This is a genomic window from Deinococcus gobiensis I-0 (genome assembly GCF_000252445.1).
GTDB lineage: Bacteria > Deinococcota > Deinococci > Deinococcales > Deinococcaceae > Deinococcus > Deinococcus gobiensis.
The window spans coordinates 212747-234139 of sequence record NC_017791.1 but is presented as its reverse complement, the minus strand read 5'-3'; the positions used below and the strand labels follow the sequence as shown (position 1 = coordinate 234139).

Sequence of the window (21393 nt, the reverse complement as noted above, 5' to 3'; positions counted from 1 at the left end):
CGCTGCTCAGCACCTGACACTTCGGGAAACGGATGTGCTGGCGGTTGGAAATGGCATCCCGAGAAGCCGCAGGCAGTCCCAGAAGTCATCGCCGCCCCACCGCGCCGCCTGAGTGAGAATCTGCCATCCGATCCGCGTCACACTGACGACTGCTTGCCCGCGTTTATCCCGCCGAGGGGCATGGGTCGCTGTCCGCTGCGCCCCCACCCGGGTCATCCAGGCCAGTGCGAGACACAGCCGCCCAAAGAGCCGAGAGATTCGCGCTGGGGCCGTCATGTGCGTCGCCTCCAGATTCAGGCCACGAGATTTGAGCGAAGAAAACGCAGATTCAATCGCCCACCTAAGCCGATAGGTGTTCAGCACGTCCAGCACGGGCAAATCCGACACAACGATCACCCTGTCCCCTGTGGGGGACAGGGTGATCACCACATGCATCCAGCCCCCATACACCCCTGTCCGCTCGAACAGCGTGCGCACCTCTCCTGGTTGAAGCGTCATGAACAGGTCTCGCACCAGTTCGTCCTGGGTCCTCGTGTTGTCCCGGAGGCGGATACATTGCCGAATGCGTTTCCAGCGCAGGAAGGCGCACCACGCGCGCCCCACGAACTCCCGATCGGCGATCACGACGGCCCACCGTCGAGCGGGCAGGACCTTGAGCAATCGCGCAACCAGCAGGATTCGCGCGGCGGTACAGCGGTTGCCTTGATGGGGCAGCATCGACCAGACGAGTGGGATCACTGCACCCCCGAGGCGTGCGCCCAGCACGAGGATGTTCAGCGGGGTCTGACCGTAGTGCCACGTGGTGCGCTCCATGATCAGGGTGAGCCTGCCGTCGGGGAGCAAGGGAAGCAGGACGTCACAGACGTCCTGCGGCGTGAGTTGAGCGTCGTGGAAGACCCAGGCGACCGTCCGGGTCTTGGATTCCAGGGTTGCCGCTCTGGGGAGATGGAGTGCGATCTTGCGGTGGAGCGTGGATTCGGCCTGGAGCACCGTCAGGAGCACGTCTGCCAGCCGCTTCAGGGCGTCAACGCGGCGATGAGGGAGGTAGGTTTTCAGGTGGTCGGCCAGTGTGTCAGCATGCAGGCGGGCAGGATCGGAGCTCGTCACAGACGCAGATCCTGCCCCTTGTTATACCAAACTGCGTTCAGGACGCGACTTTTGGCGAAGTGTCAGGTACGGAGAGCGGTTGATCGGGGATAAGGCCTATGACAGCGATGGGCTCGACGCTGAGCTCGAGGTGCTGGGCATTAAGATGATCGCCGCCAATCGCAAAAACCGAAAGAAGGCCCAGGATGGGCGTCCTCTGCGTCGCTATCGTCGACGGTGGAAGGTAGAACGGACGATCGCTTGGCTCCAGAGTTGCCGACGGATCAGAACCCGAGACGAAGCGAAGGCCGAGAACTTCCTGAGCTTCGTTCAACTTGCTTGCATTCTCCTGCTGCTGCGCCAGCTCACCTAAAAGTCCATATGCTGACAGGGAATGATTCAATTGGTCTCTGAGGACGCAACATTTACCGTCGACATCCTGGCTCAGAATCTCGAATGGCATGCGCACCATCTGTCGCCTGTCGACTTTTATGTCTCCACTGGCACGGCAAAATATTGTGGGACAGCATTCACCCTTGGCTGACATCTTGCAGTTTTGGGAAAAGCCGTCTGGAACGCACTTTTGGCCCCATAGTGGAGTATGAACCCAAAAGAATCGCGTTCCAGACGGCTCTATTCTGACATCCTGCCCTGCTTTTCCCGCAAGCAACATCGGGAATCCTTCGAGGTCTTCCTCGACCTGCTGTTAGAGTGCGTTTCGAAAGGTCATGAAGATGATTTTGCACGCCCTGGTACAGACGTAGGCTGATGAATGACGCGCCGAGCCTATAGCAGCGACCTGACCGATGAGGAATGGACTGTCCTGGAGCCTTTTCTCCCACGTCCGGAGCACCCGGGACGACCTCGCATCTGGTCCTTACGAGACATCCTTGACGGTATTTTCTACATCCTGCGTGGCGGCAACGCCTGGCGGTTGATGCCGCACGACCTCCCACCTTGGCAGACCGTATACGGGTATCACCGTAACTGGCGCATCAGCGGCTTCTGGGAGCGGTTGCATACCCTCCTGCGCGAGCAGGTTCGGACCCAAGCGGGCCGCGATCCGACGCCTAGTGCCGCGATTATTGACAGTCAATCGGTACGGACCACCGAGGCCGGTGGTCCACGCGGCTACGACGGAGGGAAGAAAATTAGCGGGCGTAAGCGGCATCTGTTGGTCGACACGCTTGGTTTGGTGATGGGAGTGGTGGTACACGAAGCGGATATCCAGGACCGCGCGGGCGCGGTCCACCTGTTTGAGAAGGTGCGCAACGTGTTTCCTCGCATGCAGCACGTCTGGGCCGACGCCGGGTATTCTGGAAAACTGATTCCAGCAGTCAAGCAGGTAGTGGGCTGGACGCTGGAGGTCGTCAAGCATCCCTGGGCAGGCAACGGCTGGACCTGGGCGCGGAAGGATCGCCCCCTCCCGCCCAGTGAGATCCCGGAGGGCTTTGTGGTCCTGAAGCGACGTTGGGTGGTGGAGCGGACCTTCGCTTGGCTGGGCAAGTCAAGGCGGATGAGCCGGGATTTCGAAGCCTTGCCAGAAACCTCCGAGAACCTCGTCTACGAAGTCATGATCCGCTTGATGGTCCGTCGGCTGGCTGCCGCCTGATGGCTCAGCCCTACCCTTTCAAAACGCTCTTTAACACGGCTCCTAACGGTTCATCTTGCCAAGGACTGACCGTCACGAAATGATGGAGTTGCGCATACTGGCCGGGCGCCACGTATTCCGCCAACGGTTGCAGACTCTTGCGTTCGAGGGGGGCCATCAAGCCCCGCAGATACAGCGGACACCACTTGCGCCGCCGAGCATGGCCCAGGACGCGCTGGAAGGGACGTAGGAAGCGCCGAAGGGGCAGAGTGTTGTCCTGAGCGACGGGCATACTCCAGCCTGCCAGATACGCACAGACAACGTCCACAAGGCCAAAATCCGTGTTTAAGTAGTGCTAGGAGGTCATCCAGGGCGGGCGCGTAATGCACCCAGGCATCCCAGGGAGCAATCCGAATCGTGTAGGCCCCTTCTTCCGAGCCCTGACTTGAGTCATCGAAGAGCAGCGAAGAAAATTAGATATTTCGTCCCACTTCGGTTGACTTTCTTCCCCAAGAAGAATGGTATTTGCAGAGAATATCTGGCATCTCTATAATCCACTTTTTCGTGAGATCTGGATTTTTCGCCTGGTTATCCAGTGTATCTAAATGCTCGACAAAAACAGAGTGTGATGGCATTTTTACCTTACTGTCTCCACTTAGAATTAGGCCATCTAATACACTATGGAGTTTATTAAATTCAAAGTTTATATCAGATTCGGACAAACTCCATATATACTCAGCAAAGTGATACATTTCCACACAAAGTAGTACTTCTTCTTGGTCATAGAAATGATCAGTAAGCTCTTCAAAATCTGGGTAGTTTTCGATCAATACTTGTATAGCATGGTTGGAATCAAACATATACCAATTATAGAAGATAATCTGGATATCATCTCGTCAACTAACTCCTCTGAAAAATTCGCGCCGCGAAAGATTTGAACGACCTCAACCGTAAGTACGGGGAATGGCAGTAAACGATTTTATAGATTCAGCGCATCACATAGGGTCAAGCTGCTCCTGCCTCAGTGGCAGCATTACGTTCGTACTGCCATCGTCGTTGACAAATTCGACTTCGTACGCATAGTCAGGAGACGTGTAGACCTCGACAATGACGCCTACAGCACCCGCCCGAAGTCCCTTATTTGGGAGGTCCTGATTCAGACGTACGGTGTCAAGCAGTTCCATTCCAGCAGCGTAGCTCGTCCATTCAGTCATCCTGCCACCTGAGTGGTAAGAAGTAATTCAGAGCCTGGCGGGGCGTTAGCTTCGGTTCGTCAGGGGCAAGCTCTCTCCAGTTGGAAGCCTGATACGCTCCAAGACCCGTTGCGCAGTTGAGGTGACTGGGGCAGAGTGACGGCATGTTTCAGGTCCAGCGCCTCATGCAGCGTTCTTGGTCCTTCGAGTCGCTCTGCGGCCTGAATCCCACGGAGTTCACCCACTTGGCGCAGCGTCTCGCGCCCCTCTGGGTTAGAGCTCATCGTCTCTCCCTCCTGCGGGTCGGGCGTCAACGTCAGATCGGGGCGGGTCGTCCGTTCAAACTCGATGTTCCCCACCGCCTCTTCTTGACGTTGCTGTACCTGCGTCATGACCTCCCAATGCATCTCCTGGGTGTGCTGTTCGAGATGGACGCCGCCAACGTCTGCCGCAACATTCATGCGCTGCTCCCTCTCTTGGAGCAGGCACTGCCTGCTCCGCTCCGGGCCCGGACCCTGGATAGCCGCAAGGTCATCCCTGACGACGCGGGACCGCGTCGTCGCCTGCGCACCCTTGAAGACGTGCTGGACACCTTCCCGGAGATCGCTGACCTCATCATCGACGGTACCGAACAACCCCGAGGGCAGCCCAAGAAGAACAAAGGCAGTCGGCCTAGCAAGAAGGCCGTGGGCCGCCCCAAGGACCAGAAGAAGTTCTTCAGCGTCAAGAAGGGCACGCACACGCTGAAAACCCAGGTCGCCGTCACTCCGGAGGGGCTTGTCGTCCATCTCAGTGCGCCCGCGGGCGGGCGCACCCACGATATGAAGGTGCTCACAACAGTCGAGGCTCCTGCTCCACCTTCCCTGGGGAACCCGGCTCTGGGGCGACCGAGGGTATACAGGCCTGGATCAACTCTGTCCCCAGCACGAAGTGATCGTCCCCCGGATGCGCCCCAAGGGTGGCCGGCTCAGTCCGGACGACCCCGAACTGAACCATCAGATCTCCAAAGTACGGATCACGGTGGAGAACGTCGTGTGCAAGATCAAAAAATTCCGTGTCTGTCGGGAGTTTTACCGCAATGATCCCCGATACCATGGACAGTTCTGGGGCTGTGCGGCTGGCCTAGTGAATCTGCGCACGGTGAATCGAACTCCACAGTTCGCCTGACCCACCAGAACGCGGATGGGGAGCGGCTGGGCCGCTCCCCATTGCCTTACCTTACAACTGCGCAATCGGTCTTCAAAGCATAGATCAGAAGTAGCGACTACGACCTTGTTTCAAAGGAACCTCGCCGAGTTCATCATCCCCCTCGGTTGAATTTTGTCAGAATCTCTTAGATAAGCTCAATCTTGACACATCATATCCTCACCCTAGTGGTTGAATCACGACGTTTCGTCGTGAGGGCATTACTGTTTTGCCGCACCAGGACGACGAAAAAGGTCACTTCTCGCCTGCTTTGCAGTTAACGCTCAATTAACGGAGGCCGGAATAGGGTGATCCATAGAAGTAGGGAGCAGGGAAATTTTTCCCGAAATTTCCTGCTTAAGGAGATGTCATGAAGAAGATTGCCTTGACCGTTGCCCTCGCCGCCCTGTGCTCCACCGCCTTCGCCGCCGGCAGCGTCTCCACCCCCATCACCGTCAACGCCACCGTCCTGTCCTCCTGCACCTTCGACACCAGTGCCACCGGCGCCGCCAGCTTCACCTACGACGCCCTCGCCGGCACCACCGTCCCCGTCAGCGGCGGCGCCACCCTGTACTGCAACTCGGGCACCGCCATCACCACCACCACCGCCGCGACCGGCGCCCTCATCCTCAAGAGCGCGAGCAAGACCGGCACCCTCAACGCCACCTACACCCTGAGCAAGGTCGACGCTGCCGGTGCCGGCACCGGCACCTACGCCGGGGCCGACAAGCACACCTACACCCTCGCGGCCACCGCCGCCAGCGGCCAGTGGGGCGCCCCCACTGCCGCCGACTACACCACCACCCTCGACGTCAACGTCACCTTCTGATCCCGGCAGTGTTGCAGGGGCCGGTCCCGGCCCCTGTCCGGCTTCGCCCTTTCGCCCTGATCAAGGAGTGTCCCATGCACCGTCCCCTGCTGCTTTCTCTCGCTGCCGGCCTGCTCGGCAGCGCCCTGGCCGCCAGCCCCGCCACCACGCCTGTGACCGTCAACGCGACGGTCAACGACCTCTGTGAATTCACCAGTGCGACGAACATCAGCTTCGACTATCAGGCCGCCACCCTGAACGCGACCGGGGGCGGCGCCCTGGTCGCGGTGCGCTGTAACCAGGACACCGCGCCCTTTATCGCGTACTGGGACGACACGACCTGGAAGGCGGACGGGAGCCTGGACCTGAAGAATGGCAGCCAGGTGCTGAACGTCGTGCTGACGACGGACGACGATCCGACGCCCGTGACGGGGCCGGCGGGGTCGGGGAGCTACTACACCTACGGCGTGAAGGCGACCGCGAAGGCGGGCCAGTGGGCCGCCGGGAACGGGACGTACACGGCGGTCGTCGACTACTACATCGGCTGGTAAGCCCCCTCTGCCCTGCACGCTTTCCGGAGTCCTGACATGAAGATCACTGCCCCCCTCTTGCTTCTCCCCCTCCTTCTCGCCGCCTGCGGCACGCAGAGCGTCACACCTGTAGCCAGCACCCCGAGCACGGCAACCACCAGCGTGACGGACATCGCGGCTTTCGAAGCGGGCGTTCAGCGTGATCTGGCCGCGTTGGGCCTGACCAGCACTCTGTCGGGCCAGGCGGTGACGCCCAAGTCGTACCTGAACGTGCTGAAGGTCAGCGATACGACGGCGCGCGCCTACATGAAGACGACGTACCCGGCGGCGACCGGCTGCGCGCTCGACTGGGGCGACGGTACGGCCATGAGTACGATCACGACGCCCAGCGTAGTGGCGACCGACAAGGCGGAGCACACTTACAATCGGAGTGGAACATACACAGTTAAACTTACCTGTGGTACTGATGTTAAGTTGATGAGCTTCACAGCCTTAATTACGCAGACCGATCTAAATTTGATGGAAGATTACACTGGATTTGCCAACAATACTAACTCCACCGCTGCCAACCGGCTTGAAGACTCTTACGTTACCAAAGGCTTTAAGTTTACTTCAACAATTACATATGCTTCTAAAGGACTAGGAAATCCTCCGGGACATATCGGGATCTTGCTTAATACTATGGAAGATGAATTCGCCAGAATTGAGACTTCCAATGGTACTCTTTTTAATATCTATTCAATGACCGCAAATGCTATTTTTAAAGATAGGGGTGATATTAAAATTGTTGCATACGATAAAAATGGAGGGGAGATAGGAAACTATACCTACTATTATGGTAATGCTACAAAATACACTCTGAATTGGGAAAACGTAAAATATATCGAAGCGCATCTTAAAAACTATGCGGGTGGCAATAATTACCTAAACATTGATGATATGTCAGTAGCAACACTGAAACCCTAAGTAACTATAAATTACCTTAATTCGCCAATATGGAAAGAATTATAGTAAGCATTTATAGGTGTTCGCATAAAATACATGGTAAGATTGTTACTACCATGCCCACCACCTCCCCGCTGTTCAGACGTGCTGCGCTGCGCCGGGCTCTGCTGGTCCTGTCGCTGACCGGCTCGGCCCAGGCGGCCTGCACCTTCGGTACGCCGGTGGTCAGTGCCCTGGGCAGCTACGCCTACGCGCAGGACTGGACCCAGACGGTTCAGGTGCTTGTCCGGTGCGACGCAGGAAGCCAGGTGGGCACCGTTCGCCTGAGCAGTCCCGGCGGCGTTCTCGAAGCCGGGACCGGGCAGTATCAGGGCTGGTTACAGCGCGGCGCCGATACCCTGCGCTACGTCATTCCTGACGCCGGGCAACTGCGTGTCGTGGCCGACCAACTGACTCTGCCGGTGACGGTGCCCGCCGGGCAATGGGGCGCCCCGACCGGCGCCTATGCCGACACCCTGAGCATCGAGATCGAGTTTTAAGAGTCCCGTCAGGCCCGGGCGGGCACACTGCGCTCTATCCCCCTCTGCCCGAGACTGTTGTCTCGGGTCACCATCCATAACATCAGACCTCTTTTTTCTGCCCGTCTCCTTGCCCTCCCCAGAGGTTGCCCATGCCCATGCGTTCCCGTACAGTCCTGCTCGCGGCCCTGCTGGCCACCGCCGGTTCGGTCCATGCCGCCCGGTTCGTCCTCAGCCCCGTGCTGCTGTCTCTCGATCCAGCCCAGGCCCTGACCACGTCCACCACCGTCACCAATACCGACAGCGCGCCCGCCGAGTTCACGGCCGAGGTACTCGCCTGGACCCAGCAGGGCGGGCAGGACGTGCTGGAACCGACGCGGGACGCCCTCGTCAGTCCCGCCCGCTTCACCGTCGCGCCCGGACGCAGCCAGGTCGTGCGGGTCGCCCTGCGCCGCGCCCCGACGAACGCCTCGGCCACTTATCGCCTGGTGCTGCGCCAGAACGTGCAGCCGGCTCCTTCGGCGGGCGGCGCGGTGACCATCACCCCCCGGTACGTGTTCAGCCTGCCGGTCTTTGCCGAACGCGCTGCCGCGCGGCCCAATATCGCCGTGAGGGCTGTACGGCAGGACGGGGGAACAGCCCTGGTGTTCCGCAATACGGGCGACGGCTACGGGGTCTTCCGCAAGTTGCAGGTCCGTGCGGGCAGCCGCACGGTCGAGGCCGGCAACCAGTACGTCCTGAGCGGCGCCGTGATGACCCTCAAGCTTCCGTCGGAGTTGGGCAGCGCGGTGACCTTCGACCTCAGTGCCGAGGACGCCGACCAGCGACCGGTGCGGCTGACCGTCGATGTCCAACCCTGAGCGCGCCTGCCTCCCAGCCCTGCGGAAGTGGGGGCTGCTTGGTGCCCTGCTTCTGGGGACCGCGCAGGGGCAGAGCGCCGCGCCCGTGCCAGCCCAGGAGTCGGCCATCTGTGCCGTGTCCGAGGATCTTCCGGACGTTCGCATCGGCGGCGTAAGTCGCGGGGCTTTTTCCCTGCGCCAGTCAGGCGGGGACTTCTGGTTGCAACAGGACGCGCTGCGGCCCGGTGAGGAGCGTTACGGCCTGGAAACGGTGCGCTGCGACGACCTTCCCTTTACCCGCCTCAATCCATCGCTCGATGCCCAGTACGACCCGGAAGCTCAGGTCGTGACGTTCGCGCCGCGCCTGGAGCTGCTGCCGACGAGAACGTTGAGTGTATCCCTGACCCCCGTCACGCCCGAGGGGGTCACCTCTCTGCCCCTGTACGCCCTGGACTACAGCCTGAGTGCTGCCCGCTTCTCGGGAGGCGGCCTCGCGCAGCGGGGCTCCGCGCGGGCCTCGTACACGAACGGCCCCTGGAGCGCGCAGCTCGGGGTCGCCGAGGCTGGAACCTCCGGCCAGCCGGTCGAAGTCGGGGTGAGCGCGTCCGCGCGTTACCAGCTGGACCCGGACTTGTCGGTCGAGGCGGGATTCAACATTCCGTCCCTGCTCACGGGCAGCCTGGCCGGGTTCAGCGGTGTCCAGGGCCAATTTTCCGGACAGATCGGGCGGACCCTGGACACCTTCACGGTCGACGTGCCCCTGGGCGGCCGGATTCAGCTCAGCAGTGGGGGGCGCCCGCTCGGCTCATGGACGGTCGATGCGGGCCGGGTCGTGTTTCGGAATGTCCCCCTTGTCGGAACGAGCGGTGCCGTCCTGGCTGTCATTGAAGACCCGGCAGGCCGCCGGGAGCAGGCCCAGGTCTACACCTTTCCCACCGCGGTGCTCGCCCCCGGCAACTACGGTGTGGTGGCCGAGGCGGGCGCGCTCGGAGGGGCCGCCTACGCCCGGGGACTCGTGCGCTACGGCCTGACGCCGGGCCTGACCCTGGACGCGCAGGTCGGCGTCCGGGCCGGTGAGGTCGGCGGGCGCGTGGCGGTGACGGCCGCCTCGCTGGACCAGGTGATCAGTGTGGGCATCACGCATCACCTCGACGGGCTGACCACGGCCGCCACCGTGGATTATGGAGGCCGGCTGGGCCGCTTTGGCCTCGGTCTCGGGGCGCAGATTCCGCTGGGTGACCTGCGGGCCACACGCGCCGCTGCGAGCGTCGCCACCGAACTGGGCGGCTTCTCGACAGGCCTGAGCGTCGGTTACGATCCGAGTCGGCTCGGCTGGTACGGGGGCGCGCAGGTCGCGGGCAGCCTGACGCGCGACGTACGTCTGAGCGTGGCCGGACGGGTCGGCACCCAGTCGAGCACCTTCAGCGTCACGCTGGGGTACCAGCCCAACGACCACTGGCGGGCGGCGATCAACACCGTGGCGACGGCGAACGGCCCGGCCATCCGCGCGTCCGCGACCTACCAGCCGACGCTGGACCAGCAGTGGAATCTGGCCTACGGGGCGGGGACGGGGTACGCCGAATACCGCCGGCGCGGCGCCGCAGAACTGGCCGTCGGCGCGGGGACCAGCGGCGAGGTGAACGCCACGCTGCGGGGCACGCTGGTCTCCGCTGCGGGGCGAGTGTATGCCACGGCGTCCCGGACGGACGACATCTCGGTGGTCCTGGAAACGGGCGTCCCAGGTCTGGCGATCTATACCGGCGGTCTGTTCCAGGGCCGGACCGATGCGGCCGGTACCCTGGTCTTCTCCGTGTCCAGTGCGGGTGCGGCAGACGTGCGCGTGGATGTGGCCTCGCTGCCGATCGAGATCGCGGTGAAGGAGGCCTCCCTACCCCTGACGGGGCTGACGGCCCGCGCCGTGAAGGTGGACTGGCGGGCGAATTTCGGCCGGTCCCGGGTGGTGGATTTTCAGGGACCGGATGGACAGGAGGCAGCCTACGGCACAGTCGTGGTGGATGGAGAACGCTATGACCTTGACGCCTTTGGGACAGCGCTCCTCCCGGTGTCCGTCTCAGTTCTTCGTGGACAGCTGAGTCTGGAGGATGGACGCCAATGTGCGATTACCCTTGGGCCCGCTCAGGAGGCGGTGCAGTGTGACTGAATCTCGTCATGTGCACTTGACGTCCCTCGTGGGAACACCGCGAGACCACTGTGAGGCGCTGGGGTTCACGCCAGCACAGAGGGACCTCCTCAATTGGCGTTCCAGCTCCCCAAGTGTGGACACCATAGGAATGGCATCCACAGCCTGCAGGCTTTTGGAACGATGTTTACGGGGACGCTGGCTGCCCTTCAGTACCGTCCTGTGAGCTGTTCGACGCCAATGGAGAACGCGTGATGGTGCTGTGTCGTGTCCAGATGCTTCGCCATTCACCCCTGTACCCCTGCTTGACCTTGACCTGGTCCGCGCTGCCGGCACTGCCCGACTTGATAGGAAGGCTCACATCGCTCAGGGAAATCCTGGCGAGCGTGGCCGCGACGCAGAGCACTGGACTGGGACGGTAGTCGGTCCAGGCTTCGCAGAATCCATGGCGATCCAGTTGGGCCTGGAACTGCTGTGCCAAAGCCGTTTCGAACCGGACGGCCTCCTCAGGAGTGTGCCGGTCATGAACGGCGAGGATCAACATCAGGGTCGTGGTGAGCTCGCCGACGTCACTGTCGTCGCCATGATCTTGAGGGACGGTCCGGGTGAGGAACCCCGCCCACCACGCGGCCAGGATGAGCGCAGGAGCCGTGGGGGCCGTGGGGGTCAAGAGTGCTCCAGATCAAGAATGTCTGCATCGGCACGGGGCCGATGCAGGCAAAGAAGGAACAGGGGCCCAAGCCCCTGCGCGGTACGCTTCAGAACTCGACCGTGAAGTCCACGCTGCCGGTATAAAACCCGGTCGGGGCACGGTACTGCGGCGTGGTGGGCCAGCCGGCGTGAATCACGGTGACGTAACGCTGCGCGCCCTTGAACACCCCACTCGCCACGGCGTTGGTGGGCCCGGCGACGTACCAGACCCGGGTGTCGAAGGTGGAGCTGCCCGCTGTGCCGTCCAGGTTCAGGGTGAGGGTCACGGCCGTGGCGGCCGAGTTGGCCAGGGCGTTGCCGTCCAGCTTGCGGGCGCTGATGGGCGTGCCCTTGTTGCAGTACACGCTGACGGAGACCTGGGCCTGATCGGGGGCATAGGTAGCCGCGAGGGCGGCCTCGTAGTCCGGCAGGTCGATGGTGGCGTTGGCGTTGGCGGTATCGAACTGGCACGCCGACTGGGTGGTGGCATTCAGGGGCACGGCCGTCGTCGTGGTCTGAGCGGCTAGGGCCGAAACAGTGAGGAAGAAAAGCCCAGGAACAAGTCTTCTCATAGGTTTTTCCCCTATTTTAGATTGATTGAGAAGTCCATATCATCAATCACCAAGCTAGAGCCGTCGCCTGTAATTTCTATGCGGGCAACATTCTTCCAGTTCACTACCCGTTTTTCTACCGGTCCCTTGTTCACATAGTTGGTGAATAATTCCGTACCTACAGTGTTGCCGTTGGCATCAAATGCCTTGAGCGTGATAGGATAATAGTATGCCCAGACTCCAGCAGTAATACTATTTAAATTGAATGTATCACCAGTAGTTGTACTAATTTTGGTAGTTTCATTATCATATGCAAATAGGTCTAGTCCAAAATTTCCGCCAGGATAGATTTTATCAGCCGTGATATTCCTAGTCATATAGAGGTAGGGGCTTTCGAATTTAAGATTGTTCTCAATGTAAGAAGTTCCTATATCCTGATATTGTAATACATTGAATGTATAAGTTTTATTATTATCAAAATTGAACTTATCAAACAATCCAAATGCTTTCGGCACAAGTGCCGTAAAAGTGCTGGTCTTGATATCCGTTCCACAGGTAAGCTTAATGGTGTACGAGCCGCTCTGCGTGTAGGTGTGGTCAGCCTTATCGGTCGCCACCACGCTGGGCGTCGTGATCGTACTCAGGGCTGTGCCGTCGCCCCAGTCAAGGGCGCAGCCGATCGCTGCCGGATACGTCGTCTTCATGTACGCGCGGGCCGTCGTGTCGTTGACCTTCAGCACGTTCAGGTACGACTTGGGGGCCGTCGCCTGCGCACTGAGCGAGCCCGACAGCCCTAGGGCCGTCAGGTCACGCTGCACACCGGCCTCAAAGGCTTCGATGTAGCTTGGGCCCATCGGTCCTGCACTGTTGCCGAGGAAAGAGGACTGGGGGGCAGGCGTCGCGCTCTGCGTGCCACAGGCGGCGAGGAGGAGGGGGAGGAGCAGGAGAGGGGCAGTAATCTTCATGTCAGGACTCCGGGAAGCGCGCAGGGCAGAGGGGGCTTACCAGCCGATGTAATAGTCGACGACTGCCGTGTACGTTCCGTTCGACGCCGCCCACTGTCCAGCCTTCGCCGTCGCCTTCACCCCGTAGGTGTAGTGGCTCCCCGACCCCGCCGCGCCCATTACGGGCGTCGGATCGTCGTCCGTCGTCAGCACGACGTTCAGTACCTGGCTGCCGTTCTTCAGATCCAGGCTCCCGTCCGCCTTCCAGGTCGTGTCGTCCCAGTACGCGATGAAGGGCGCAGTGTCCTGGTTACAGCGCACCGCGACCAGGGCGGCGCCCCCGGTCGCGCTCAGGGTGGCGGCCTGATAGTCGAAGCTGATGTTCGTCGCACTGGTGAATTCACAAAGGTCGTTGACCGTCGCGTTGACGGTCACGGGCGTGGTGGCGGGACTGGCGGCCAGGGCGCTGCCGAGCAGGCCGGCAGCGAGAGAAAGCAGCAGGGGACGGTGCATGGGACACTCCTTGATCAGGGCGAAAGGGTGAAGCCGGACAGGGGCCGGGACCGGCCCCTGCAACACTGCCGGGATCAGAAGGTGACGTTGACGTCGAGGGTGGTGGTGTAGTCGGCGGCGGTGGGGGCGCCCCACTGGCCACTGGCGGCGGTGGCCGCGAGGGTGTAGGTGTGCTTGTCGGCCCCGACGTAGGTGCCGGTGCCGGCACCGGCAGCGTCGACCTTGCTCAGGGTGTAGGTGGCGTTGAGGGTGCCGGTCTTGCTCGCGCTCTTGAGGATGAGGGCGCCGGTCGCGGCGGTGGTGGTGGTGATGGCGGTGCCCGAGTTGCAGTACAGGGTGGCGCCGCCGTTGACGGGGACGGTGGTGCCAGCGAGGGCGTCGTAGGTGAAGCTGGCGGCGCCGGTGGCACTGGTGTCGAAGGTGCAGGAGGACAGGACGGTGGCGTTGACGGTGATGGGGGTGGAGACGCTGCCGGCGGCGAAGGCGGTCGAGCAGAGGGCGGCGAGGGCAACGGTCAGGGCAATCTTCTTCATGACATCTCCTTAAGCACAGCGGGGAACTCTTTCCCCGCTGATCGCTTCTGTAATGACTCTATGAGTCCGGGCGTTATCTGAGCGTTAACTGTAAAATGGGTTTTTTATCGTCCCATACGATAAAAACGGGAAAATGACCCTGATGAGTGGTGATCATCGGATCAGGAAGGTGAGACTTGAATGTGACAATCTAAAGTGTAAGGAGCGTGCTCTGACAAGACTCAGACGGCGACAAAAGACAAGCGGTGTGCTGAGACCACAAAAGCGTGTCTGAGTCACAGGCTCAGCAACTGAGGAAAAAGGGCCTCCCGAAGAGGAGCGCGTCGTATGACCCCCTTCTGGGGGGGGTTATCCCTTCTGCTTGACGGTGCAGTTCAGCATGGACGTTGCTTGTACACGAACGCTTGAAGACCGATTGCGCAGTCATGAAGCGGGTGAATGCGGGGAGGCGACGCCTCCCCGCATCTATGTTGCGGTGGTTCAGGCGAACTGTGGCGCGCGGTTGACGGTGCGGAGGTTGACCACGCCCGCCACACAATCCCAGAACAGGCCGTGTCGCCGGGTGTCGTTCCGGTAGAACTCCCTGCAAATGCGGAACTTCTTCAGCTTGCAGACCACGTTCTCCACCGTGATCCGCACCTTGGCGATCTGATGGTTGAGCTCCCGGTCCTCCGGGCTCAGCATGCCGCCCTTGGGGCGCATGTGGAGAACGATCACCTCGTGCTGTGGGCAGAGCTTGTCTACTCCCGTGTAGCCCCGGTCGACCCACACCCGGCTTCCCCGCGGAAGTCTCGGCAAGAGTCGTGATTGTTTGAGGACCTTCATGTCATGGGTGCGCCCGCCCGCGGGCGCACTGAGGTGCACGACTAGCCCATCCGGGGTCACCGCCACCTGTGTTTTCAGCGTGTGGGTGCCCTTCTTGACGCTGAAGAACTTCTTCTGGTCCTTGGGCCGCCCAACGGCTTTCTTCCCTGGACCGCTGCCCTTCTTCTTCTTTGGCTGCCCTCGTGGCTGCTCCGTACCGTCGACGATGATGTCGGCGATCTCTGGGAACGCTGCAAGCACGTCCTCCAGGGTGCGCAGCCGACGACGTGGGGCGTCGTCGGGCGTGACCTTGCGGCTGCTCCAAGAGCGGCAGGAGCCCATGGATGTTCCGGCAGACGTTGGCGGCGTCCATCTCGAACAGCACACCCAACAGATGCATTGGGAGGTAGTGGCGCAGATAGATCAGCGTCAGCAGGAGACGGTGGGGGACGTCGAGTTTGAACTACCGGCCCGCCCCGATGCGGCGCTTTCGTCCCTCCCGCAGGAGGGACGTGCGGTGCGCCCGGGTCCACAAGGGCTCAAGGTGTTCAGCGAGGAGCGTGAATTCGGTGGGGTTCAGGCCGCAGAGTAACTCGAAGGACCGGGAAAGCTGCATGAGGCGAACGACCTGAAGTATGCCCCCACTTTTCTCAATTCACATCAACTGCGCAACGGGTCTTGAGTTTAGGGAACGAGGCCACCCATCACGGGTCTGGAGAAGCGTCTCGCGGCCTGCTTGACCTGCGCCCAGCGGCGCCGACCCCAGCCTCCAATATCGTCGTCCGACCAATCCAGTGTCGCCAGCAGCTGGCACATGTCGAACGTCACCGTCAGCAGATCGCTCGCTGAGCCCCGCAGGAACACCATCCCCGGAAACAGCAGCACGGGGACGAAGCGGTAGACCAGCCGCGCCCCGCACTTCCCGATCCGCCGGCACAGCACCCCATACCCCAGCTGCCCGAGGACCGCGATCAGCAGCAGGGCCAGCAAAGCCCGTGCACTTCCCACGCTCGTCACCAGGAAGCCTATCGCCGCCACGGTCAGGATCAGCCAGAAGCCCACCATGACCCACGGATGCCTCTGGGGCGTCATGCGGACGCCGCCTGGCTCACGAGCGGTTCCGCCTGATCGAGCCCGAAGACGCCCGTCGTGTGCTCGCTGTGGGCCCCGCAGACCTTGAGCAGGGCGCAGGGCAACTCGCCCGTCATCAACCGCAGTCCCAGCGCCTGGAGTTGCTCGCGGGTGTACAGGCCTACCGGGGCCTGCTGCCGGTACACCGGGATTCGGCTCCGTGTCATGTTCACCTCAGTCTGCAGCATGGCGCTCCTGTCCCCAGCTCCGGCGGCCCGAGCGGACGTCCCGGTACCCCCCCAGCATGGCCGCCAGCGTCACGCGCGACCTTCCCAGACCAGATGCACGAACGCTTGATCCGGGTGTTCTGCAGCGGCCCCAACTTCCGCTTCCAGGCCGACCTCTGCGAGCTGGGCCCGGATGACTGCGAGTTCATCATGCTGGAACGCGTGCGTGATCTGGACCAGTTGCGTAAGGGTGAGGCGTTCTGGATGCGCGAGTTGGGCGCACTGAACCAGGAGACGGGGTACGACATCAACCGCGTCCTCGCCCCCACCCCGGCCTGAAATTGATGGCCCCGCGCCTCCTGGCTGCCCGCCAGAGCGCCCGCGCTTACCGCAAGAACGCCCAAGTTATGGCCCACGTCCACTGGGCAGACATGGACTTTGAGGCGTCGTTTGAGGAGGAATCGCCGTGAATCTCTTGGTACCTCGCTGGCCCGGCGCACGCCACGGCGACCGGCGGGGGGTACTGGATTGTCCATCATCCCCCGCCGGTCGCCGACCACCACAGGCGACCGCGCTCCAACCCATAAGCCCGCAACCACGCTTCTTTGCCTTGAGGACTGCGCAGGTCGGCGGCCACCTCGGGGGTGAGGCGACCATCTTCGACCAAGCGTTCCAGCAGCGCTTCGTGAGCAGACCAGGCTGCGACAGCGTCAGCATCCATCCCTCTGTCATATCAAAAGCAAGGGGAACAAGGTGCATGCCTCGTGCAGGCGCAGAGACCATCGATGACCGCAGCACGGATCAAGGCGCTGTCCGCGTTCTCCCAGCCCCTCAAGATCCACCTTCCGTCTGGAGAAATGCCTCCAGCCATCGGCGCTTTGCGCGTTCGCTCAGGAGCAGTGCCACACTCTCCGCCGTAAGCTCTCCCTCATCCGCGAGGCGGTGAAGGAACGTGACATGCGCTTCCCAGGCCAGTGCGGCCCGCTCTTCCAGTGGCGTCTTAACTGACTTCGGTTCCATGCTCTGCCTACGGGTATCAAATCCGTGGTTGCCCGTTTGGCTGCTTTCCGACCAGGTGAACGGCTCAGCCTCGCCGCCCCAGACCATAGGCCACGTGCAGCAGCACGCGCATCCGCTCGGGGCCATCCAAAGCCTGCGTGACATACTCCGCCGTTATCATCGCCAGACGCCGCGCCTCCGCAGGTGTGCATCCCCGCCGAATCTCCATGTCATACCGGAGGTTGACCGCCTCGTTGATCTGCGTCATGATCGCTGGGTTCGTCTCAGGCATAGACCACACCCCTGAAAAAAGCTTATATACGGCGGCATCTGAGTCCCCGTACTCCAGTGCTCTGCTGGTTCTCATCTAGAGGCCGCCAGTCGCATTCCCATCGCTCGAGTCTATGGTTCTGGAGATTTACCGACTCAGTGCAGAATTTCTGTAGACGACACTTGAAAGCTGCGGGAAGAATCAGGCCCATTCTCCTCGTCCGCTAAGGCAGGCACAAAAAATCCCATGTCGTGACTGGCCGTCGCGAAGCCCCAGAATACCTGTATGCTCAGCTGTTGGACCTTGGGTTGGTTCAGATGGAAGACAAAGTTGTATACGACACCACTTACTCCAAAGCCACGTCGACCCTGCTGGCGCGCTCGCGAGACCATCCCGTTCAAACTGCGCTCGTCTAGTACCGTCAAGGATTGGTGCGGCTCTATGGCCTCTCTCTGAAGACAGGGAAGCAGACAACTCACCTCGACAGTTTCAAGATGCAGGGGCGTCTGGCCAGTATTCGTCAGAGACAGTCGGGTGACTGCAGTCCGCCCGTAGCGTTGCCGATCAGCGAGGTGGGTCATAGCCCACAACGCGCAGCCGTCACCAGTCAAGACTTGGCGACGCAGCTCTAGCGGGTTTGAGGACAACATGAGATTCCGTATACCACTGGTATTTGCAGAATTTGCGCAGATGTGACCAGTTCCAGCACACACGGTGGGGAAGGGTCCGAGCGGAATGCACTTCCGTTCCCTGGCTTTGCCCGCGCCAGTGGGGAAACGGCCGCCACCCCCAGGCCGTTTCCCTTCCCCCTTGACCGGGCTAACCCCATGAGGAACAGGCCCTGGAGGACCATGACTTCACCAGCATCCCCTGGGGGAGTTGCGCGGCATCAAGCATGTGCCTGACTACTCTTTTGCGTTCAGGAGGGTCTCCCTTGCGTCGGCGTTGGTGAGAGGTGGCCAAACACGACCTGCCCGAATGCACTGAAGTCATCGCGCCGCACCGCGCTTCGTCCCCGCTCGTGGCGGGCACAGGTCTCGTCGGTCCACGAATCCACCACCCTGTGACCCGGCGCGGTCGCCAGCGCGTTTTTGATGTGCCGGATTGCCTCCAGGTGGCCTTGGTGATATGGCGTCCTCGGATCGCTCTGCCCACGGCGGACCAGGGCGATCCGCCCAAGCTCCTGCGCGACGATGCCCTTCACGCTTTGCGCCACGTCCTGGCTGCTAGGGAAACTACTCACCCAGTCCCAGACCCGCATCCGTCCCGTCTGGATTCGCGTCGCTCGCTCCAGTTCTCCGTGGGGCGACATCATGCTCCAGCCCCTGCGGAGAATAAGGTGTAGACCGCACACCCGGATTCGTGATCCACATCCTCCGGGGTGCCGGCATGCGCATCGCACCCCGGCAACGCCAGTACGGCACACCTCCCCACACACTCCGGGGGTCCACATGGTCGTAGAGCAGCCCGGTCAGCGCCTCGCGGAGAGTCGCGCCGACCGCGACCGGTCCTCCGCCCTGTCCCCCGCTCATGCAGTGACCTCGGCACGTGAGACGACATCCGTCTGTTCCCTCTTCCACTGGCCGTCCGATCCAGTACACCGCACACCTCGTCTTCGGATGATCATCATGCCTCGCCATGGCCCCAACCTTGGGGGCCAGACCTCGCTCGCGCGAGCGGGGCACTCGCACGTCGACCGGCCGCCACCCCCAGGCCCGGTGTCTTCCCACTGAACCGGGCCAGCCCCACGAAGAACAAGCCCCGAAGGGCCAGACCTTCAACGGTCCATCTCCCAACTGGTGAGGGGACCCGTCACGGGCAGTAACTCCGTCAGCACCTCCTGCGCTGAGCGCAGACCCGTCAGGACCGTCGCCAAGCGCGCGCGGGTCAGGGGGCTCAAGGCCTGAAGTACAGGTGCGTGCGGCCAGAGCATCGCCTCCCCCAACAGCTCCAGCTCGATGGGCATGACGAGTTCCCGCAGGTGCATCAGCGCGTCTTCTGCCGGGCCGGACAGTCGGATCGTGCCGCACGCGGCCGTCATCCCCGTCAGTGTGGGAGCTTGCTGCATGGCCGTGTACGCGCGGAGGGTCGAGCGCGGCCAGGAGAAGCACCGACCATCGACACGAAAGGCATAGGTGGGGCGTGGACGATCCTGAGTTTCGTAGACCTCGACCTTGTGCCCTTCGTCGAGGGCCCGCAAGAAGGACTGGAAGTGCGCCAGACCTTGAAGCATGAGGGGCGTGACGGACCGCTCCTGCTGATAGAGCGCGGCTGCGCCTTCCAGTTCCGTACGGCCGTCATGGTGCACGATCAGGGTGCGCACCTGGTCGTGCGTGATGATCGGCAGGCGCAGGGGCGGCGTGGCATCAGCATCGGCCCTCAGCTCGATGCCGAACACCGTGACCACAGGCCGGCTTCCGCCCTTCTTCCGCAGTTGCTGCAGGAAGTGCCGCGGTGGCGCCTTCAGGTGAACCCGGACGCCCAGAGAGCGCGCGGCCCCGACCCTCCCCTCGTCGAGGATGTAGGCCTCGACCGTTCCTGGCCCCAGACCGTTCATGCTGACGTGCACCGTGGCCCCGATCTCCGGAACGAGACTGGCCCCCGACCAGATGAAGGGCTCACGCAGTTGATCGAGGGCGGTGAAGGGCTCGTGGTTCTCGGGCTGCTGTGGCGTCATACGTGCGACGTGGCCCCCAGTCTTCAGGGGGCCAGACCTCAGCTCGCCGTGGGGAAGAGCCGGGCCAGATAGTGCTCTGCCTGGGTGACGAGGTGACGCCACAGGTCGGGGTCCGTGCGCAGGGGACCGGCACCCAGGGCCAGCTCCGCATCGTGCGCTTCTTCACCCGTCCAGCCGGAGGTGAGGGCCGTGCGCAGGAGGTCGGTATCAGTCGAGGCGGATCGTCCTAGAGGCATGCCTCCCCTCTGGCCTGCCCTGGGCAGGCCAGACCTCCCCCGCGGGGAGCGCGGCTCTCGCACGTGGGCGAGCCGCCACCCCCAGGCCCCGTGTCTCGGAGCTGGAACCTGCTTGCAGGTTCCAAGCGGACCGGAGGCCGACCCACCCACGACCGTGAGGGACACGTTGCTCAGCCCCACCCGAGCACGTGATCGGTCTGGCGACCTGGGCGGCCCCCGGAAGGGCCGCGCCCACCGCCAGGTGGGCCCCGCCTCTACCCGGCTGCGCGTTCGGAGAGGCGGCGCGCGAACCCGAGGATGGCCTTGCGGATGACCTCGGCGTGGCAGGCCTTCGCCGGCGCACACCAGCAAGCCAGGGCCAGTGCTTCCCCGGCCGCCACTCGCTGGGCGAGCCTCATCACCTCCCGGAACTGTGGAGTATCGGTGACACACTGGTGGCGCAACACCTCCCGGTAGAGCGCGGCCGCGTCTCCCTGCACGTACCCACGCGCACGCGCCGCCTGCTTGGCCGCCGCCCGCGTTGCCGGATTCCGACTCTGCTCTAAGAAGGCCGTCCACCGGGTCGCCTCGTCTGTCCAGCGAGCACCGATGACGGGTAGAGGATTCCCCAGCGGACTGCCCCCTTGTCCGGGCATGGCGCGGCCCACGTAGATCTGGGTGTAGCCCTCGGGCACGGGGCGGCGGATGTGGGTGACGATGATCTCCATACGGACCTCATGGCCTGGCGCTGCCCAGGCCAGACCTGCGCGGAGGCATGAAGTGAGCGCCCCCGACTGGGGGCCAGGCTTCAGGGAACCAGGGCGAGATGACGGTCTTCCGTGAACGTCATCAGCAGCAGCACCGCGCGACTGATCTGGCGACGCTGCACGGAAGTCAGTCGGGAGTCGGAGTGGTACACGACGCCGGCGCGGGTCGTGATCGCGAAGCGGGCGTCGGCATCCAGATCGCCGTCGCCGAAGGTGACCAGCGTGGCGTCCGGGAAGGCCGCGCGCGTGAGGTCACCGAGAAGCATGGAGGCCAGGTGGAGTGGGGAGAGATTCAC

Annotated in this window: 25 protein-coding genes and 4 pseudogenes; 10 read left to right on the top strand and 19 right to left on the bottom strand. The window is 62.3% G+C overall.

From position 1 onward, the window contains the following. Positions 1 to 6: 6 nt before the first annotated feature. Complete coding sequence (locus DGO_RS18160) at positions 7 to 1107, bottom strand: transposase (protein WP_420810582.1); 1101 nt, start codon at positions 1105 to 1107, stop codon at positions 7 to 9. A 67-nt stretch (positions 1108 to 1174) separates the two neighbouring features. Between DGO_RS18160 and DGO_RS18155 the strand changes: the two are divergent. Together DGO_RS18155 and DGO_RS18150 are read left to right on the top strand one after the other, a co-directional pair. Further along, positions 1175 to 1459 (top strand): annotated as a pseudogene (locus tag DGO_RS18155) (transposase); the annotation flags it as partial. Positions 1460 to 1858: 399 nt separating this feature from the next. Then, the gene (locus DGO_RS18150; protein ID WP_014686488.1) at positions 1859 to 2698 is read left to right on the top strand and encodes an IS5 family transposase; all 840 of its coding nucleotides are present in this window, start codon (positions 1859 to 1861) and stop codon (positions 2696 to 2698) included. Between the two features lie 31 nt (positions 2699 to 2729). On the opposite strand, the pseudogene DGO_RS24940 reads toward DGO_RS18150, so the two are convergent. The 3 genes and pseudogenes from DGO_RS24940 to DGO_RS22125 all read right to left on the bottom strand — a co-directional run. Next, positions 2730 to 2969 (bottom strand): annotated as a pseudogene (locus tag DGO_RS24940) (transposase); the annotation flags it as partial. Positions 2970 to 3150: 181 nt separating this feature from the next. Further along, positions 3151 to 3537 carry a DUF7674 family protein gene (locus DGO_RS22130; RefSeq protein WP_145975506.1) on the bottom strand — a complete coding sequence of 129 codons (387 nt, stop codon included), beginning with the start codon at positions 3535 to 3537 and terminating at the stop codon, positions 3151 to 3153. A 135-nt stretch (positions 3538 to 3672) separates the two neighbouring features. Beyond that, positions 3673 to 3861: a DUF4926 domain-containing protein gene (locus DGO_RS22125; protein ID WP_145975505.1), complete on the bottom strand. Its 189-nt coding sequence runs from the start codon at positions 3859 to 3861 to the stop codon at positions 3673 to 3675. Positions 3862 to 4034: 173 nt separating this feature from the next. Between DGO_RS22125 and DGO_RS22120 the strand changes: the two are divergent. The 7 genes and pseudogenes from DGO_RS22120 (at position 4035) to DGO_RS18115 (ending at position 10856) form a co-directional block, all read left to right on the top strand. Next, positions 4035 to 5037 (top strand): annotated as a pseudogene (locus tag DGO_RS22120) (transposase). A 388-nt stretch (positions 5038 to 5425) separates the two neighbouring features. Next, complete coding sequence (locus DGO_RS18135; protein WP_014686651.1) at positions 5426 to 5884, top strand: hypothetical protein; 459 nt, start codon at positions 5426 to 5428, stop codon at positions 5882 to 5884. Positions 5885 to 5958: 74 nt separating this feature from the next. Further along, positions 5959 to 6414 (top strand): hypothetical protein, encoded by a 456-nt coding sequence (locus tag DGO_RS18130; protein WP_014686650.1) that lies wholly within the window; start codon positions 5959 to 5961, stop codon positions 6412 to 6414. A gap of 36 nt (positions 6415 to 6450) precedes the next feature. Beyond that, on the top strand, positions 6451 to 7359 hold the full coding sequence (locus DGO_RS22115) for a hypothetical protein (protein WP_014686649.1): 909 nt from the start codon (positions 6451 to 6453) through the stop codon (positions 7357 to 7359). Between the two features lie 95 nt (positions 7360 to 7454). Further along, positions 7455 to 7877: a hypothetical protein gene (locus DGO_RS18125; protein WP_043804657.1), complete on the top strand. Its 423-nt coding sequence runs from the start codon at positions 7455 to 7457 to the stop codon at positions 7875 to 7877. A 131-nt stretch (positions 7878 to 8008) separates the two neighbouring features. After that, positions 8009 to 8716, top strand: a complete 708-nt coding sequence (locus DGO_RS21365) for a fimbrial biogenesis chaperone (protein ID WP_014686647.1) — start codon at positions 8009 to 8011, stop codon at positions 8714 to 8716. Positions 8717 to 8831: 115 nt separating this feature from the next. Beyond that, entirely contained in the window at positions 8832 to 10856 is a 2025-nt protein-coding gene (locus DGO_RS18115; RefSeq protein WP_145975504.1) for a fimbria/pilus outer membrane usher protein, read from the top strand. A gap of 166 nt (positions 10857 to 11022) precedes the next feature. On the opposite strand, the gene DGO_RS18110 is transcribed toward DGO_RS18115, so the two are convergent. From DGO_RS18110 to DGO_RS18065, 8 genes and pseudogenes are all read right to left on the bottom strand, one after another. Continuing rightward, a complete protein-coding gene (locus DGO_RS18110; RefSeq protein WP_014686645.1) occupies positions 11023 to 11505 on the bottom strand; it encodes a hypothetical protein in 483 nt (160 codons plus the stop codon). 88 nt (positions 11506 to 11593) lie between these two features. After that, positions 11594 to 12025 (bottom strand): hypothetical protein, encoded by a 432-nt coding sequence (locus DGO_RS18105; RefSeq protein WP_043804654.1) that lies wholly within the window; start codon positions 12023 to 12025, stop codon positions 11594 to 11596. 83 nt (positions 12026 to 12108) lie between these two features. Beyond that, positions 12109 to 13041, bottom strand: a complete 933-nt coding sequence (locus DGO_RS22110; RefSeq protein WP_014686643.1) for a hypothetical protein — start codon at positions 13039 to 13041, stop codon at positions 12109 to 12111. A 36-nt stretch (positions 13042 to 13077) separates the two neighbouring features. Next, on the bottom strand, positions 13078 to 13533 hold the full coding sequence (locus DGO_RS18095; protein WP_014686642.1) for a hypothetical protein: 456 nt from the start codon (positions 13531 to 13533) through the stop codon (positions 13078 to 13080). 74 nt (positions 13534 to 13607) lie between these two features. Further along, positions 13608 to 14066, bottom strand: coding sequence for a hypothetical protein (locus DGO_RS21360; protein WP_014686641.1), 459 nt, complete (start codon positions 14064 to 14066; stop codon positions 13608 to 13610). Positions 14067 to 14546: 480 nt separating this feature from the next. Further along, positions 14547 to 15486, bottom strand: a pseudogene (locus tag DGO_RS22105) (transposase). Between the two features lie 68 nt (positions 15487 to 15554). Beyond that, positions 15555 to 15935 (bottom strand): hypothetical protein, encoded by a 381-nt coding sequence (locus DGO_RS18070; RefSeq protein WP_145975503.1) that lies wholly within the window; start codon positions 15933 to 15935, stop codon positions 15555 to 15557. Between the two features lie 23 nt (positions 15936 to 15958). Continuing rightward, positions 15959 to 16189: a hypothetical protein gene (locus DGO_RS18065; RefSeq protein WP_014686637.1), complete on the bottom strand. Its 231-nt coding sequence runs from the start codon at positions 16187 to 16189 to the stop codon at positions 15959 to 15961. 93 nt (positions 16190 to 16282) lie between these two features. Between DGO_RS18065 and DGO_RS18060 the strand changes: the two genes are divergently transcribed. After that, positions 16283 to 16507: a hypothetical protein gene (locus DGO_RS18060; RefSeq protein WP_014686636.1), complete on the top strand. Its 225-nt coding sequence runs from the start codon at positions 16283 to 16285 to the stop codon at positions 16505 to 16507. 196 nt (positions 16508 to 16703) lie between these two features. On the opposite strand, the gene DGO_RS22100 is transcribed toward DGO_RS18060, so the two are convergent. The 7 genes from DGO_RS22100 to DGO_RS18030 all read right to left on the bottom strand — a co-directional run bounded on the left by DGO_RS22100 (position 16704) and on the right by DGO_RS18030 (position 21393). After that, a complete protein-coding gene (locus DGO_RS22100; RefSeq protein ID WP_014686635.1) occupies positions 16704 to 16889 on the bottom strand; it encodes a hypothetical protein in 186 nt (61 codons plus the stop codon). A 363-nt stretch (positions 16890 to 17252) separates the two neighbouring features. Further along, complete coding sequence (locus DGO_RS18055) at positions 17253 to 17435, bottom strand: hypothetical protein (RefSeq protein WP_226991546.1); 183 nt, start codon at positions 17433 to 17435, stop codon at positions 17253 to 17255. Between the two features lie 922 nt (positions 17436 to 18357). After that, positions 18358 to 18642, bottom strand: a complete 285-nt coding sequence (locus tag DGO_RS18050; RefSeq protein WP_145975502.1) for a hypothetical protein — start codon at positions 18640 to 18642, stop codon at positions 18358 to 18360. A 573-nt stretch (positions 18643 to 19215) separates the two neighbouring features. Then, positions 19216 to 20115 carry a hypothetical protein gene (locus DGO_RS18045; RefSeq protein WP_014686628.1) on the bottom strand — a complete coding sequence of 300 codons (900 nt, stop codon included), beginning with the start codon at positions 20113 to 20115 and terminating at the stop codon, positions 19216 to 19218. A 38-nt stretch (positions 20116 to 20153) separates the two neighbouring features. After that, on the bottom strand, positions 20154 to 20351 hold the full coding sequence (locus tag DGO_RS18040; protein WP_014686627.1) for a hypothetical protein: 198 nt from the start codon (positions 20349 to 20351) through the stop codon (positions 20154 to 20156). A gap of 254 nt (positions 20352 to 20605) precedes the next feature. Then, positions 20606 to 21058: a DUF4326 domain-containing protein gene (locus DGO_RS18035; protein ID WP_014686626.1), complete on the bottom strand. Its 453-nt coding sequence runs from the start codon at positions 21056 to 21058 to the stop codon at positions 20606 to 20608. An 80-nt stretch (positions 21059 to 21138) separates the two neighbouring features. After that, complete coding sequence (locus DGO_RS18030) at positions 21139 to 21393, bottom strand: hypothetical protein (protein WP_014686625.1); 255 nt, start codon at positions 21391 to 21393, stop codon at positions 21139 to 21141.